Below are 14,324 nucleotides of genomic sequence, written 5' to 3'. Positions count from 1 at the left end.
CCGACGGACCTTCTGGCAGGAGTCGGACGACCGCGGAGGCGGGCGTCCCCGCTCCCGCCACGACCGAATTCCATTCCCCCGATCAGCGCACTGAGCCGTCACTACCTTCGAGTCGCTGGTCAGGGTGCTGGTGTGACGTCTTCGGCGTTGTGCCCACCCTACTGGCGGGCGGCAGCCCAGCAGGATCATCTGCCAGCGGTTGACGTCGAGGTCAGCCCGAGGCCACGGTCTGCGGGTCCATCCGATCGCCCGTGCGGCGAGCGGTCGGCGCGGCGCTCGCCGATGAACCCGTTCCGCCTACTTCGCCGCACACCTCTTCGACGAAAAGCCCAGTGATGATCGTCTACCAGCCCACCCCCGCAGACCGTGCCCCGATGCCCGCCAATTACGCCACCGAGCCCCGCTATCTGGGCTACCGGGACGACGATGAGGCAAAGCCCCACGCCAAGTACTTCCAAGCCCAGACGCTCCCGATCCAGGACCACGTCCGCGAATCCCTCCTGTCCGGCATAGCCCCCACCGAACACGCCTACGACATACGTGACGCCGCCCGCATCATGTCCCGCCCCGGCCACCAGGCCAGGGAAACCGGCTGGACCCACCTCCCCGGCGGCACATGATCTCCTGTCTGACCCACATGCCCGACCTGACAGCCGACATGTGGGACTGGTGGTTCGGCTGGGCCAGGAACTCCGCCCGGTACAAGCTCTGGCACCCCGACGCCCACCAGTTCTGCACGGTCGGGGAAGATCGCAGCGCCGACCGTTCACTCACCCACCGCCAGCGGTACATCGACAACGTCGGCTACGTCGACGAGTACGTCGGGGGCGAGATCAGCCGACTGGCGGTCCGCTTCGTCAATCCCACACGCCTCGGCTTCGACGAACCCGCACCCGGCCGCACGGCCATCTGCGGCCGGGTCACCCTGAGCCAGTACCCTCTCGCGTTGGGCTGGCTGATCCACCAGATCTGACCCACCGCCCACGGCTGCGAAATGCGCAGCCGATTCTTCATCAACCAGCAGCGCTTGCTTGATCTGCCCGGCCGTTCAGTACCGGGCCGCGGCGCCGCGCTCATCACCACCAAGCCCGCCCGAGCACTCGGCAACACCCTCGCGCCTCGCCTCGCCTCGCCGGGCGGATGCTGGGACCCGATTTCGGCCGCGACCTGCTGCACCACTGCGCCGCAGAGATGAACCACCTCGCCTCCTTCCTCCCCGCCCTGCACGAAGAGTTCGCGGCAGCCACGACTCCCACCCGCTCATCCCGGTGGTGCGGCAACAGGTCACTTCATGACCGCACCCACCGGCCTACTTGTCGAGCACGACCGGGCGCTGGGTCTCGGCAAGCGAAAGCCGCGGCTGTCCTGGCTGCTGCCCTCGGACGCGACCGGCCGCCCGGTTCAACGGCAGGCGAGCAGTACGTCCGCGACGGCGTTGCCGAAATTCTGTCCGCCGCTCCAACCGACGAGGACACCGGCAACCTCGTCCCTCCAGCGGCAGGAGCACCGGCGCGTCGGCGGCAGTTGACCTCCTGCGATCAATCACCCCGCAGTCAATCCACGCTGACTCCGGCACTCGCCAATTACGCTGCCTACCCTTTGGACGGAGTGTCGTCCTCGATCAGCATGAGCTGCTTCATGATCGCCTGAGGGTTGCTGTCTCCCGCGACCTTCTGGAAGAAGGGCGTGTGGTCGAGCACAGCGTCGCGGAGAGGACGCAGCGGTCTCGGCATGTGATGGAAGAACTTGCCGAGCGCGAACGCGAACTGCACCTGACGTGCGGTGTGCGGCTTACGGGGGTCCTCGTACGACTGGAGCGCCGCCCGCACGGCGGCGAAGTCACGGAGGTCGACGCCGCGCAGAGCACGGCCGACGAAGTACCCGTCCTCGATGGACATACCCGCGCCGTAGGCCGCGTAGGGGGACGTCGGGTGGGCGGCGTCGCCGACGAGGGTGGCCCGGCCCTTCGACCACTGCTTGATCGGCACACGGTCCCGGAGGACCCAGCGCTGGACGTTCTGCGGCTCGGTCGCGGCGATGAGGTCGGGCAGTGGCGGGACGAACTCAGCGGCGAGCTCGGCCGCGGCGGCCTTCAGGTCCGCGGGGGCCGGTGCCAGAGGATCGGTGGCGGTCAGGGTCCACCACTGGTATCCGTCGCGACCCTTGTGACGAATCGCCGTCCAGCTGCCTTGCACCACCCGGCCGTGCCCGATCACCGCCAACCCTGGACGGGCACTCGCCGGGAGGGCGAAGGTGAATCCACCGAAGATGTGGAGCCGGTGCTCGCGCTTCGGGGAGTCACCCCACAGGGTTTTACGGACCAGGGAGTCGATCCCGTCGGCACCGATCAGGACGTCGTGCTCGGCGGTGGTGCCGTCCGCGAAGCGCAGGCGTACTGATCGTTGGTCCTGGTCGATGCTTTCGACCGCCTGATTGAACCGTAGGACATCCGGCGGCATCACCGCGAGAAGACGCTCGTAAAGCTCGGGTCTCAGCAGGCCGATGAACCCACCGCCGAACTCCTCAACGATCCGAGGGTCCAGCCGGACGTCGGCACGTTGCTGGCCCCGGCTGTTCTGAAAGACATTGCGTGTCGGGGCGCCGAGGTCGTACGTGTCCACGCCGAGCGCCTTGAGCGCCTTCATGGGAGGCGGCCACAGGTTGAGGATGTTCCCGGCCGGCCGGGCCTCGCGATAGCGCTCGTAGACCACGACCTCGTGGCCGGCCTGCGCGACGGCGAGTGCCGTCGCCATCCCGGCCGGGCCCGCACCGACGACGGCGACCCGTCCGCGGTTTGATACATGAGGAGAAGACGACATGCAGACCTCACTTCGAAACGATACGAAATCTCGCTACAGACGCATCAACTGCTCCCCCGCTGCAGCCACGCCGGAAAATCGGGTAACGGTCCGGGGAGCCTGGTACCGGGCCGGCAAGAAGTCCCCCGGCCGGTAAGCCAGCAGGTCACATCCGCGGACGGGACCTTCCACCCGGTCACCGCAGACTTCGGTGACCCACTGTCGTAGAGGCCAAGAAAGTCTCGGAGAACACGGCGAACGACATGGGGCAGGCGAGCGGTTCAGCGCCAATTTCGGTGATGTGGCCGCGGTGGTTACGCCCCAGACGGAAGTGACCTAAGCAACCCTCGTGCTGTCAGGAGGTCCTGTTGTCCTACGCCCGCCCGACCGAGCTACCCGACCAGGCAACTCTCCGACCATAACGGCCTCACGCCGTCAGCCTGAGCCCACGGCGTGAGGAGTGTGGCCGTGCAGGCTATGCGGCGAGGCTGTCGGCGAGTTCCTTCGCCCTGGCGGTGGCGTCCTCCAGGGCCTGGGCTCGGGACTTCTCGCCGACCGGGATCAGGTGTTCCATGCCGGGCATGTTCGCGGCCATCGTCAGGTCGGCGACGATGAAGTGGGGTTCTACCTCGAGCAGCCCGGTGAGGACGGACTCCAGGTAGTTCAGCACGTGCTCGTTCGGTGCCATCGGGGTGCCCGGTGCGTACGAGCCGCCGCGGCTGGAGACCACCGTGACGGGCGTGCCCTTGATCTTCGAGTTGTCAGCGCGCACCGTGCGGCCGAGGTAAATCACGTGGTCCAGCCATGCCTTCAGGCTGGAAGGAATGCTGAAGTTGTACATGGGAACACCGATCAGGACCGCATCGGCACTCTCCAACTCCTCGACGAGCTTCAGCCGCGCGGCGAAAGCGGCAGCCTGCCCGGGAGTGTGCGTAGCCGGGTCGGTCATGGCGGCCAGATAGGCGTCGGCAGTGATGTGCGGCACGGGGTGCGCGGCAAGGTCGCGGTAGATCACGGCGCCGGTGGGGTGCTGCGCCTCCCACGCCTTGCGGAAAACGTCCGTCACCGTGCGTGACGTAGACGCCTCAGCGGGGAATGCGGACGAGTCGATGTGCAGCAGCGTGGCCATGTTCATCTCCCGGAAAGCGTGGGGAATTGCGCTGAGGTTCGGTTGGCGAGAGCTGGGATTCCGAAGTCCCACTGGGGCCTCACCGCGGTCCGAGCCGGGTGGACACGACCGCCGCAGCATGTGCGTACGTGGTTCTTCGTACTCGTGCCTGCCCTTGCGGCCAACACTGCTGACGACGCTACTGTGACCAGGCCAGTAGGTACCCACAGGAAAGTATTGGCGAAAGGGGCTCGTGTGATGCACAACACAGCACAGGCCGGAACCAGCCTCTCCCCCGAGCACGCCTGCCCGATCGACCCGGTCGTGGACATGGTCTTCAGTCGCTGGACCACTCCGATCCTGTGGGCGCTCAACGAGTTCGGACTTCAGCGCTTCGTGGAACTGGAGCGCCGCATTCCCACAATCACTCCGAAGGTGCTGACTCAGCGACTGCGCCAACTGGAGCGTGATGGCCTGGTCATCCGCACCTACCACGCCGAAGTCCCGCCACGCGTCGAGTACGAGATCAGCCCACTCGGTCGCAGTCTGGAACCTGTCTTCGCAACCCTGCAGAACTGGGCCGACGCGAACATGCCCGAGGTCGAGCAGGCTCGCCTCCGCCACGATGCGACGCCCGTGAAGCCCCGCCGAACGGGCTCGTAAACTCGCGGGTCGCCGGAGGAGGTGCGCGCCGCAGCGGTTCGGTCCCGTATTCGGTGGCAGCAGAGCAGGTCCGACGCTCACTTTCCCGGAATGTGCGCAGTCTCCTCGCGTTCTTCGAGGTGCCCAGGTGCCGGGCGGTCGCCCTGATCGGCACCTACTCGGCCCGGTGCAGCCTGCGGACCTCGGCCCAGTCCGCCACGCGGATCAGAGCGTCGGCAGCGGGCGCGGTCCGGGCACGGCAAACGTCGTCCGGATCCGACAGGAGTTCAGGGCCGACTCGCCGGTTCCTCCTCGGCCAGCGTGAGCAGGCACTGACGGAACCAGCGGTGTCCGGGATCGCGGTCGGTCCGCTTCGTCCAGGCCATGATCTCGGTGATGGGCTGGAGCTGTGGGATGGGCGGCTCGAGCAGGCGGATCCCCGCGGCCTTTCCGATCTTGCGCGCGAGCCGTTCGTGGACCAGCGTGATCAGCCGGGTGCCACTCAACAGGAAGGGTGCCATGCCGAACCCGGCGGTGATCTCGACGTTGCGTGGCACGCCCAGGAAGTCGAGCTGCATCTCCGACAGACCCCGCAGATGTCCCGAGGAGGCGGCCAAGTACGGAAGGCTCGTGAACTGCTCCATGGTGATCTCGTCGCCCACCTCGGGATGATCCTTGTCGACGGCGACCAGATAGCGGTCATGGAACAGCACCCGGTGCGGGAACTGGCCGTGTTCCTCAAAGGCTTCCCGCGGCATCACCAGCAAGTCAGCCCGGTGCCCACGGAGTTGGTCGGCGAAGTCATCGCCGGTCGGGAAGATGTTCAGCCGGATACCGGGCGCCTCGACGGACAGTCGCGCGATGAGCGGCTGGAGAAACGTCATCGTCAGGTAGTCGTTGGCTATCACCGAGAACGTTCGCCGGGCCGTGGACGGGTCGAACGCCTCGCGCTGCGCGAGCACGATCTCGATTCCGGTGAGGAGCTCGCGCACCGGCCCCGCGAGTGACTCGGCCAGTGGCGTGGCGACGAGACCACGCCCCTCCCTGGTCAGGAGCGGGTCGTTGAAGAGCTTCCGCAGCCTGGACAGCGTCGACGACATGGCCGACTGCCCGATCGAGAGCCGGTCCGCCGCACGGGTCACGCTCCGCTCAGTCATGAGCATGTCGAAGGCGACGAGCAGATTGAGGTCGACGCGCCGGAGATCCATGACGCCATATTAATTGATTTCATCAATGCCGAGCATTGCGAGGAATTGTTTGTGCGTGGTGATTGGCGTCATTACCTTCCCATTAACGACGCGTGAACGCGCAGATCGTCACCGCTGTCGTCGCCACTCAATGAGGAGAGAACGTGACGAAGCCACTGATCACCCACCTGCGCCACGTGGCGATCGCGGCGCCCGACCTCGACCGCCAGCTGGCGTTCTACCGCGACCTGTGGGGCCTGACCCCCGTCGAGTCCGACACCGGTGCGCACTTCCTGGCCGCTGAGGGATCCCCCGAGCAGTACGTCGTGCGCCTGCGGAAGGACGACCAGAAGCGACTCGACCTGGTCTCGTTCGGGGCCGCTTCCGCGACGGACGTCGACACTCTCGCGGAGCAACTGGCCCAGCAGGGCGTCCGGATCGTCCACGAGCCGAGGAAACTCGACACCCCCGGCGGCGGCTACGGCTTCCGGTTCTTCGACGGCGACGGGCGCGTGGTCGAGGTCTCCTCGGACGTCGCCTCCCGGAACTTCCGGGCGATCGAGGCCCGGGAGTCGATTCCCGTCCGCCTCTCGCACTTCGTGGTCAACTCCGACCACCCCGAGGCGACCGTCGAGTGGTACGTCAAGCATCTCGGTTTCCGGCTCTCCGACACCCTGTGCCTCGGCGCCCGCGGGGACTTCATGTGGTTCCTGCGGTGCAACGACTGGCACCACTCCTTCGCCGTCGCCCGCGGTCCGCACGTCGCGGTCCACCACATCTCCTTCGAGATGCGCGGCATCGACGAGTTCATGCGCGGCACCGGCCGCATGCTGCGTGAGGGCGTCCAGCAGATCTGGGGTCCCGGCCGTCACAAGGCCGGCGACAACACCTACGCCTACTTCCTGGACCGGGTCGGCAACAACGTCGAGTACACCACCGAACTCGAGACCGTCGAGTGGGACCGGCACCACCCATCCGTTTACGACGTCACCAAGCCCGAGTTCATCGACCAGTGGGGCACCGCGAACCAGATGAACGAGTTCGTGGCCAAGCAGCAGTTCAACGACCCCGACCGCGGCGTGTTCGTCGCACCCCCGCTCTGACCATCTCGTGAACAGGAAGTCAACGATGACTCTCACGAACGAACCCCCGTCCTCGGCGCCCTTCTCGACCCCGCTGAACGTGCTGCTCGACCGCGTCGAGAAGGACATGCAGGAGGATCTCGTCCCTGCCGAGATCTTCCACAACGAGGACGTCTTCCGGGCCGAGATGGAGCGGATCTTCACCAACACCTGGGTCTTCGTCGCCCACGAGAGCGAGATTCCCAAGGCCGGTGACTTCGTCCAGCGCAAGATCGGACTCGACCCGGTCATCGTGACCCGCGACGGCAAGGGCGGCATCAACGTGCTGTCCAACTACTGCCGTCACCGCGGCACCCAGGTGTGCCAGACCGACGCGGGCAACTCGCGCTTCTTCACGTGTCCTTACCACGGCTGGACCTACGCCAACGACGGAAAGCTCGTCGGTACGCCGCTGATGAACCGCGCGTACGGCGAACCGCTCGACCCGAAGCTGTGGAGCCTCAAGCGCGCCCCGAGAGTCGAGAACCGCAAAGGCTTCATCTTCGCCTCGTTGTCCGAGGAGGTGCCTGAGCTGGAGGAGTGGCTCGGCGGCGGTGCCTGGATGCTCGACCTGATCACCCAGCTCCACCCCGACGGCATGCGCGTGGCGGGTCCGCCCGAGCGGTACACCGTCAACGGCGACTGGAAGACGGCCGGTGAGAACTTCGCCGGCGATGTCTACCACCTGCCGACCCTGCACTTCAGCATCCAGGAAGTCGACATGCTCCAAGGTGTCCAGGGCACCTGCGAGATCGCTCGGACCTACGAGTTCGAGAACGGGCACACCTTCATCGGCCACGCCTGGACCCAGGCGATCCACCCGGGCTTCACGCTGTGGGGCTACCCGGACGAGTACAAGTCGCAGTTCGACCTCAGTGGCCTGGACGAGACACAGCGCTTCGTGGTCGACCACGAACCTCCCACCGTGGGGACCATCTTCCCAAACCTCAGCTTCATCCGGATCTTCTCCCCGCTCCCGGACGGCCCGCCGGCCGTCATGACCAGCTTCCGCCAGTGGCAGCCCGTCGCCCCGGGCAAACTCGAGCTGTGGAACTGGCAGTTCGTGTGGAACTTCCAGGACGAGGAGTCCGCACAGCGCGACTTCGTCGCCGGCCAGTACTGCTTCGGGTCGGCCGGGCTCTACGAGCAGGACGACACCGTCGCCTGGGAGGGCATCCAGCGTGCGGCCGCCAGCCCGTGGATGCGTAAGGAAGCCCTGAAGTTCCACTACCAGCAGGGCAACAACTCACCGGTCGACGACGCTCCGGACCCGGACTGGAGGGGCCCCGGCGTCCACCGCACCACCGGCTACGGCGAGCACGCGCAGTTCAACTTCCTTCGCCAGTGGCTGCGCACGATGAAGGGCGAGACCACCACCGGCAACGGGACCACCGAAGGGACGCACTCATGACCGCAGCCACCGAAGCTCCGGACATCCTCGCGGTGGACCCAGCGACGTACACCCTGGTGGCGCAGTTCCTCGCGTACGAGGCGCGTCTGCTGGACGAGGGCCGCGAGGAGGAGTGGTTCGCACTGCTCGACGACGACCTTCTCTACACTGTGCCGTCGCGCCAGTCGACGCAACCGCGCAGTGACGAGGTCAACCGCGCCGCGTGGCGTATCCGCGACACCAAGGCCCACGTGCGGACGCGGCTGGACCGGCTGAACACCGGTCACGCCTACTCCGAGGTGCCCCCGTCCCGCACCATGCGGCTCGTCGGCAGCGTCGAGGTGAGGACGACCTCCGAGGTCGACGTCGTCGAGGCGTACAGCTCCCTGCTGCTCTACCGACAGCGCGGGATCGACGTCCACTTCGACCTGATCCCGTGCCGCCGCAACGACCGCGTCCGCCTCTCGGCCGCCGGTCCGCGGCTCCTCGCCCGCGAAGTGATCCTGACCGAGACCAGTCTCAAGACCGCTAACCTGGGGGTGCTGCTGTGACCACCGTGACCGTCGACCCCGGGCGTTGCACCGCCTATGGAATCTGCGTCGGCATCCACCCCGAAGTCTTCGCCGTTCCGCCCGGCAGCCCGGTCGCGGTCGTCACCAGCGACGTACTGTCCGAGGATGACCTGGAGGACGTCCAGGAGGCCGTCCGGTCCTGCCCGGCGCAGGCTCTGCACCTGGTCGAGGGCTGATCCGTGAGCCGAGCCAACGACGGCCTCGTGATCGTCGGCGCGTCGGCGGCGGGACTCTCCGCGGCCGACGGCCTGCGCGAGGGCGGGTACACCGGCCCCCTCACCGTGCTCGACGAGGAGGCCGAGCCAGGGTACGACCGGCCGATGCTCTCCAAGAGCCTGCTGGCCGCCAAGGAGCACGCCACGCCGACTCCACTGCGGACCCGCGAGCAACTGACCGCCAAGGGAATCGATCTTCTCGCCGGCCACGGAGCCATGGGCCTGGACATCGACCGCCGCCTCGTGGTGACCAGTTGGGGCGAAGCGATCGGATGGCAGCACGTCGTCGTCGCGAGCGGCGTCACTGCTCGCCCGATCGTGACGGCCGGCGGAACCGCCCTGCCGACCCTGCGCAGCCGTGCCGATCTGACCACCGCCAGGCAGCTCGCGACGAGCGGGCGTCCGGTGACGCTGATCGGAGGAGGGTTCATCGGCCTGGAGGTGGCCGCCGCGCTCCGCTCGCACGGCGTCGACGTGACCCTCCTGAGCGCGGCCGAACGCCCCCTTGCCCACCTCGTCGGAGACGAGGTCGCCGGCTGGCTGCACGGCCTGCACCTGACGAACGGGGTCCTTTTCGACCTCGGCACCGCCACGACCTCCGTCGAGGAGGCACCGCACGGCTACGACATCCATCTCACCGACGGGCGGATACGACAGGCCGTGAGCGTGCTCGCGGGAGTCGGAACGGAGCCAGCCACCGGCTGGCTGATCGGTTCGGGTGTCGAACTCGACCACGGTGTCGTCACCGACGCGGCCGGGCGGACGAACGTCCCGGGGGTGTGGGCCGCCGGTGACGTCGCCGGCCGCTGGGACCCGCTCCACGGCCGCCACCGGCGCTTCGAGCACTGGACCAACGCCATCGAGCAGGGCCGTCGGGTCGGCCTCAACATCGCTCGGGGTGAAGCCGTCGACCACGACTCCGTGCCCTATGTCTGGACCGAACAGTACGGCCTGACCCTCCACATGCTCGGCGAACGCCGACCCGACGACACCGACATCGTCGTCGAAGGGTCCATCGCCACCGGCGACTTCGTCGTCGCCCACGGCGCCGACGACGAGCTGCACGCCGCCACCGTCTGCGGCCGCGTCCGCGCCCTGCGGACGTATCGGAAGCTGCTGCGTGCTCGCGCGTCGCTCAACGACGCGCTGAACGCGGCGTCGTCCGCCTGATCTCCCTCTCGTCGACTCCCCCAGCAAGGAACCACCATGCAGATGCTCGACAACCATGTCGTCCTCATCACCGGCGGCGGCTCCGGCCTCGGCCTCGGGATCGCCCGCCACTTCATCGGCGAGGGCGCGCAGGTCGCCGTCATGGAGATCTCCGCGGACAAACTCATCGACCTCAAGGCCGAGTTCGGCGACGACGTGCTGCTCGTCCGGGGCGACGTCACCCGCACCGAGGACCTGGTCGCCTGCCGGCAGGCGGTGCTCGACCGCTTCGGCCGCATCGACGCCCTCGTCGGCGCCCACGGCATCTTCGACGGCAACATCCCGCTGCGCGACGTACCCCTCGACAAGGTCGAGTCGCTGTTCGACGAGGTGTTCCACGTCGACACCCTCGGCTACATCCTCGCCGCCAAGGTCTTCGTCGACGATCTGGAGAAGACAGCCGGCTCCATCGTGCTGACCTCCTCCACCGCTGCCTACGCGGCCGACGGCGGCGGGCTCTTCTACACCGCTGCCAAGGGCGCGGTGCGCAGCGTGGTCAACCAGCTCGCGTACGAGTTCGCACCGAGGGTCCGGGTCAACGGCGTCGCCCCGTCGGGCATCGCCAACAGCCAGCTCCGCGGGCCCCGTGCGCTCGGCTTGGAGAACAACAAGCAGTCCGACATACCCAAGGAGGATTTCGAGTTGCAGTTCCTCTCCCTCGCCCTCCTGCCCACCCTGCCGACCCCGGAGGACTACGCGCCGATCTACGCCTACCTCGCCTCACGCAGCAACACCACCATGACCGGCCAGACCATCGTCGCCGACCAGGGCCTGTTCAACCGCGCCGTGATCAGCAACGGTGCCGCCGACCGCGTCGGGAAGTGACCATGTTCCGTTACTTCCCCACCAACTACGTCTGGAGCCTGTCGGTCAGCATCGCCATGAACTGCGGTGGCCAGATCGGCGAGGTCGAGCAGATCTGCGCCCCGCTGGTCGACGCGGCCAAGGACGGCGACGACGCCGGCACCGAGAAGTTCTTCCAGTCGTGGTGCGATTTCGCCGACGGACTTGTCCAAAGTGCCGAGCAGGATCTCGCCGAGGGGCATCCGCTGTCGGCCGGTGCGCGCTACGCCCGCGCCTCGGTCTACTACCTGGTCGCCGAGCGCATGCAGAGCCGTCACTACGCGCCCCGCGAGGTGGCCTACCGCAAGTCCGTGGAGGCGTTCCGGCTCGCGATCGAACACGGCAGAGAACGCGCCGAGTTCGTCGAGGTCCCCTACGAGGGCACCTCGTACCCCGCGCTGTTCCTCCCCGCCGACGGCGAGCCCCCGGCGGGGGGCTATCCGGTGATGGTCTTCTGCAACGGCCTGGACTCGATGAAGGAGATGCTGTTCCGGCTGGGCCTCCCGCGGGAACTGGCGCGTCGCGGCATCGCGACGCTCTGCGTCGACCAGCCGGGCACCGGCGCCTCGCTCCGTGAGCGCGGACTGACGGCGGTCCACGACAGCGAGCGCTGGGCGAGCGCCGCGGTCGACTACCTGGAGACCCGACCGGATGTCGACGGCACGCGCATCGGCATGAGCGGTGTCTCGCTCGGCGGTTACTACGCCCCCCGCGCGGCCGCGTTCGAAGAGCGCTTCAAGCTCTGCGCGGTCTGGGGAGCCAACCACAACTGGGGTGAACTGCAGAAGCGCCGGCTTCAGCGGGAGGGCGAAAACCCCGTGCCGCACTACTGGGACCACGTCCAGTGGGTGTTCGGCAAGGACAGCCTCGAGGACTTCATGGCCTTCGCACCGCGGATGACGCTGGAGGGCGTGGTCGAGCGGATCGCCGTCCCCTTCCTCGTCACCCATGGCGAGGACGACCGGCAGATCCCGATGGAGTTCGCCGTGCCCGAGTACGAGAACGCCGTCAACAGTCCTGACCGCCACTTCAAGGTGTTCAGCCGCGCCGGGGGCGGTGCGTCGCACGCCGGCGCCGACAACGAGTCCGTTCCCTCGCACTACATCGCCGACTGGGTCGCCGACCGACTCTGAAAGGGAGCCATGACCACTCCATCCCCCGCCACCGGCTGGGAGATCGGCACCGACGTCGGTGGCACGTTCACCGACCTGTGGCTCCGGTCCCCGGACGGCGAGTCCTGGGTGTGCAAGTCCCCGACGACGTCCGACGTGGTGACGGGCGTGATCAACGCCGTGCACCTGGCTGCCGAGACCGTAGGCCTCGACACCGGCGAGCTGTGCTCCCTGGTGACCCGGTTCGGGCACGGCACCACCGTCGGCCTGAACGCGCTGCTGACCGGACGCACGGCGAAAACCGGGCTCATCACGACCGCCGGCTTCGGCGACGTCCTGGAGATAGGAAGACTGCGCCGCGGAACAGCCGGCCTGCAGGGCCTGGATCTGGGCGACTACCATCTGCGCGGCCAGGTCCCGCCGTTGGTGCCCCGCACCCAGGTCGTCGAGATCGCCGAACGCATCGACTCGGACGGTGTCGTACGCACGCCGCTAGACGAGAGCAGCGTGCTCGACGCGATCGGCAGGCTGCGGGACATCGGTGCGGAGGCTGTCGCCGTCTGCCTGCTGTGGGCGACCGAGAATCCGGCCCACGAACTCGCCGTCGCCCGGCTCGTCGAGCAGAAGCTGCCCGGTGTCTTCCTCTCCCTCTCCCACGAGATCGCGCCCTCGGTGGGTGAGTACGCCCGCGCCTCGACCACGGTGGCGAACGCGGCACTCGGGCCGGTCCAGGGGCATTACCTCACCCTCCTGGAGGAGCGGCTGGCCGCCCTCGGCATGACCGCGCCCATCATGATGACGACGAGCGCCGGAGGCGTGGTCCCGGCGCGGACGGTCACCGAGCGGCCCGTGTCGAACCTGCTCTCCGGTCCGGCGTCCTGCGTCGTGGCGGGCCAGAAACTCGGGGCGGAACTCGGCACCCCGCACGTCCTGACCATGGATGTCGGTGGCACCAGCTTCGACGTCGGCGTCATCGCGGGCGGCGTCGCGCTGATGAGCGACGAGGTCACCTTCGGCGGCGCCGACATGCGCGTGCCGAGCATTGACATCGCCTCGATCGGCGCCGGCGGCGGCTCGATCGCGTCGGTCGAAGGCGGCGTCCTCAACGTCGGACCACGCAGCGCCGGTGCCGAGCCCGGCCCGGTCTGCTACGGCAAGGGCGGCACCGAGCCGACGACCACCGACGCCGATCTTGTCCTCGGGGTACTCGACCCGGAGCAGTTCGGCAGCGGAGGCATCGTCCTCGACCGCGAAGCCGCGCAGCGGGCCATCGCGGACCGGGTCGGCACGCCCCTCGGGTTGAGCACCGTCGAAGCGGCTCGGGCGATCCGTGTCGTCTTCGACAACGCAATGGCCGACCTGCTGCGCGCCGTCACCATCGAACGCGGCCACGACCCTCGGGAGTTCACCCTGGTCGCCGGAGGCGGATCGGGACCGTCTCACGCGTGGGCCCTGTGCCGAGAGGCGGGCCTGGCCGGTTTCATCGTGCCACCGACTGCGACGGCCCAGTCGGCCTACGGCGCCGGCACCTCTGACCTCAGGACCACGGCCTCCCGCACCTGCTACCGGCGCGTGCTCGCCGAGGTCGGCCCGACCGCCCAGGACGCGCAGGCCATCGCCGACGCACTCAGTGACACCCGTGCGCGCGCACTCGCGGCCCTTCCCGACCCCGACCGCGGCACGGTCGCCCACACGGCCTCCATCCGCTACTTCGGCCAGGCCCACCACGTCGACGTCACCGTGGCCGGCCCGCCCGACAACGATGCCGTCGACGAGCTCCTGCTCGGCTTCGAGAAGGAGTACGAGCAGCTGTGGGGCAAGGGATCCGGCTTCCGGGAAGCCGGATTCGAGATTCTTTCGGTCCGCTCGGTGGCGGCACTGCCCGCAGCCGGGACGCCGGGCAACGGCACGGGCGAGCCCTTCACCCGGCTCGGGACACGTCCGGTCGTGTTCGACGACGCCGGCCGGCCCGACGAGACCGCCGTGTACGCCGTCCGCCGGCCGGCGCCCGGTCAGGAGATCACCGGTCCCGCGCTCGTCCAGCTCCCCGGGTGCGTCGTGGTGGTTCCCCCGGGCGGGGTCGCCACCACCGACGCACTCGGCCTCATCCACGTGAAGGTGAACTGA

The 14,324-nt window shown here is 68.1% G+C and carries 15 protein-coding genes; 12 read left to right on the top strand and 3 right to left on the bottom strand.

The window, feature by feature from the left end; translation table 11 throughout:
• The first annotated feature begins 374 nt into the window (after positions 1-374).
• The 3 genes from OG252_RS45030 to OG252_RS45020 all read left to right on the top strand — a co-directional run bounded on the left by OG252_RS45030 (position 375) and on the right by OG252_RS45020 (position 1,528).
• On the top strand, positions 375-620 hold the full coding sequence (locus OG252_RS45030; RefSeq protein WP_329343588.1) for a hypothetical protein: 246 nt from the start codon (positions 375-377) through the stop codon (positions 618-620).
• 17 nt (positions 621-637) lie between these two features.
• The gene (locus tag OG252_RS45025; protein ID WP_329343586.1) at positions 638-973 is read left to right on the top strand and encodes a DAPG hydrolase family protein; all 336 of its coding nucleotides are present in this window, start codon (positions 638-640) and stop codon (positions 971-973) included.
• Positions 974-1,291: 318 nt separating this feature from the next.
• A complete protein-coding gene (locus tag OG252_RS45020; RefSeq protein ID WP_329343584.1) occupies positions 1,292-1,528 on the top strand; it encodes a hypothetical protein in 237 nt (78 codons plus the stop codon).
• 64 nt (positions 1,529-1,592) lie between these two features.
• Here OG252_RS45020 and OG252_RS45015 read toward each other — a convergent pair whose 3' ends face one another.
• Together OG252_RS45015 and OG252_RS45010 are read right to left on the bottom strand one after the other, a co-directional pair.
• A complete protein-coding gene (locus tag OG252_RS45015; protein WP_329343582.1) occupies positions 1,593-2,819 on the bottom strand; it encodes an FAD-dependent oxidoreductase in 1,227 nt (408 codons plus the stop codon).
• A 454-nt stretch (positions 2,820-3,273) separates the two neighbouring features.
• The gene (locus tag OG252_RS45010) at positions 3,274-3,927 is read right to left on the bottom strand and encodes an FMN-dependent NADH-azoreductase (protein WP_329343580.1); all 654 of its coding nucleotides are present in this window, start codon (positions 3,925-3,927) and stop codon (positions 3,274-3,276) included.
• 237 nt (positions 3,928-4,164) lie between these two features.
• On the opposite strand from OG252_RS45010, the gene OG252_RS45005 reads away from it, so the two are divergent.
• The gene (locus tag OG252_RS45005; protein ID WP_329343578.1) at positions 4,165-4,569 is read left to right on the top strand and encodes a winged helix-turn-helix transcriptional regulator; all 405 of its coding nucleotides are present in this window, start codon (positions 4,165-4,167) and stop codon (positions 4,567-4,569) included.
• A 266-nt stretch (positions 4,570-4,835) separates the two neighbouring features.
• Here the strand turns inward: OG252_RS45005 and OG252_RS45000 are convergent, their stop codons facing one another.
• On the bottom strand, positions 4,836-5,756 hold the full coding sequence (locus OG252_RS45000) for a LysR family transcriptional regulator (RefSeq protein ID WP_329343576.1): 921 nt from the start codon (positions 5,754-5,756) through the stop codon (positions 4,836-4,838).
• A 143-nt stretch (positions 5,757-5,899) separates the two neighbouring features.
• Between OG252_RS45000 and OG252_RS44995 the strand changes: the two genes are divergently transcribed.
• From OG252_RS44995 to OG252_RS44960, 8 genes are read left to right on the top strand one after another with little or no spacing between them, the layout of a single operon-like run.
• The gene (locus OG252_RS44995) at positions 5,900-6,838 is read left to right on the top strand and encodes a VOC family protein (protein ID WP_329343574.1); all 939 of its coding nucleotides are present in this window, start codon (positions 5,900-5,902) and stop codon (positions 6,836-6,838) included.
• A 25-nt stretch (positions 6,839-6,863) separates the two neighbouring features.
• Positions 6,864-8,267: an aromatic ring-hydroxylating oxygenase subunit alpha gene (locus OG252_RS44990; RefSeq protein WP_329343572.1), complete on the top strand. Its 1,404-nt coding sequence runs from the start codon at positions 6,864-6,866 to the stop codon at positions 8,265-8,267.
• Complete coding sequence (locus tag OG252_RS44985; protein WP_329343570.1) at positions 8,264-8,797, top strand: aromatic-ring-hydroxylating dioxygenase subunit beta; 534 nt, start codon at positions 8,264-8,266, stop codon at positions 8,795-8,797. The genes OG252_RS44990 and OG252_RS44985 overlap by 4 nt, the downstream gene beginning before the upstream one ends.
• Complete coding sequence (locus OG252_RS44980; protein WP_329343568.1) at positions 8,794-8,994, top strand: ferredoxin; 201 nt, start codon at positions 8,794-8,796, stop codon at positions 8,992-8,994. Before OG252_RS44985 ends, OG252_RS44980 begins: the two co-directional genes overlap by 4 nt.
• Before the next feature lie 3 nt (positions 8,995-8,997).
• Positions 8,998-10,203, top strand: a complete 1,206-nt coding sequence (locus OG252_RS44975; protein ID WP_329343566.1) for an NAD(P)/FAD-dependent oxidoreductase — start codon at positions 8,998-9,000, stop codon at positions 10,201-10,203.
• Positions 10,204-10,239: 36 nt separating this feature from the next.
• Positions 10,240-11,067, top strand: a complete 828-nt coding sequence (locus tag OG252_RS44970; RefSeq protein ID WP_329343564.1) for an SDR family oxidoreductase — start codon at positions 10,240-10,242, stop codon at positions 11,065-11,067.
• 2 nt (positions 11,068-11,069) lie between these two features.
• Positions 11,070-12,218 (top strand): alpha/beta hydrolase family protein, encoded by a 1,149-nt coding sequence (locus tag OG252_RS44965; RefSeq protein WP_329343562.1) that lies wholly within the window; start codon positions 11,070-11,072, stop codon positions 12,216-12,218.
• Positions 12,219-12,227: 9 nt separating this feature from the next.
• Positions 12,228-14,324 carry a hydantoinase/oxoprolinase family protein gene (locus OG252_RS44960; protein WP_329343560.1) on the top strand — a complete coding sequence of 699 codons (2,097 nt, stop codon included), beginning with the start codon at positions 12,228-12,230 and terminating at the stop codon, positions 14,322-14,324.

Source organism: Streptomyces sp. NBC_01352, from assembly GCF_036237295.1.
Taxonomy (GTDB): Bacteria; Actinomycetota; Actinomycetes; order Streptomycetales; family Streptomycetaceae; genus Streptomyces; species Streptomyces plumbiresistens.
The sequence above is the reverse complement of the archived record's forward strand: the minus strand, read 5'-3'. Positions and strand labels throughout refer to the sequence as shown.